The sequence below is a fragment of the Autumnicola tepida genome, assembly GCF_031846485.1.
Taxonomy (GTDB): Bacteria; Bacteroidota; Bacteroidia; order Flavobacteriales; family Flavobacteriaceae; genus Autumnicola; species Autumnicola tepida.
In genome coordinates, this window is the sequence record NZ_JAVRHQ010000078.1 from 1 (window position 1) to 1,019 (window position 1,019).

Below are 1,019 nucleotides of genomic sequence, written 5' to 3' on the forward strand. Positions count from 1 at the left end.
TCTCGGTTATCGCCAGTTGGCGGAGTAAGGGACGCGGAATTGTCGGCTTAGTATTGGTTTGTTGGTCAAGTTAATTATTTTCTTTCTAACGGTGCCGCTTATTGGCGATGAACCGTTGTTGTGCACTGATTTTATTTTCTTTTACAATATTGAATTGCTTCGGGACATTTAATAATAAGTTTATCTTCTAAATCAGTTGGTAAATTCCAAAGAATTCTATACTCATTTTGATGATCAAAATCTGTTGTTTTTATAAAGTATTTTGAATTATTGACTAAATTATAGGCGTTAGAAAGTTCTTGTAAATTGAAATTTTCATCAGTCTGTCCCACTAGTACTTTAAATTGTCTATATAGACAATTTGAGGATAGTATATTAGTAGCTTCTAACTTTCTAGCTATTGCATCACGGAATCCTTGAATATTAGTAATTTCGAAATAATCATCATAACCAAATTTATTTATTACTTCTGGATTTGGAGCTCCATTATAGGCACAAAACATATAATTATTAAATCCACCACCTACAACAGCGAAGGTGGTAGATTTTGAATTTTGTCCAACAACAACGAAAGAACCTTCTGTCTTATCTCCAATTTCTGGATTATCAAATTGTTGATAATATTTAAATGTTCCTAACTGTAAAGATCCGTTTTTGAAAAAGTCATCTATATACTTACTTTTGGACATTTTGATAATTCTTTCATTCCCTTTATTTAAATTTTCAAATTCATTTTCATAAGCAATCTTCTTGATCGAATCAGTCTTTTTGAAACTTTTTAAGTTATAGTAATGAGATATGTTTTCACAAATTCCTAAAATCTCATCTTCTTTTAAATTTGGACCATATTGAATTACTTCCGAAATGTAAATTGAATTTCTCATATAAAATTTGTGCACAACGGCTACGGTTATGGACAAGTAGCGGGATTTGGGACGCGGATTTGTCGGATTACTCTTTTGTTCCTTGGTTTTCTAAATTATACTTTTTTGTCAAAACCCGCCATTTGCGATATACGT

Annotated in this window: 1 protein-coding gene; it reads right to left on the reverse strand. The window is 31.2% G+C overall.

The window, feature by feature from the left end; translation table 11 throughout:
- Positions 1-131: 131 nt before the first annotated feature.
- Entirely contained in the window at positions 132-884 is a 753-nt protein-coding gene (locus tag RM553_RS19435; RefSeq protein WP_311536625.1) for a hypothetical protein, read from the reverse strand.
- Between the last annotated feature and the right edge of the window lie 135 nt (positions 885-1,019).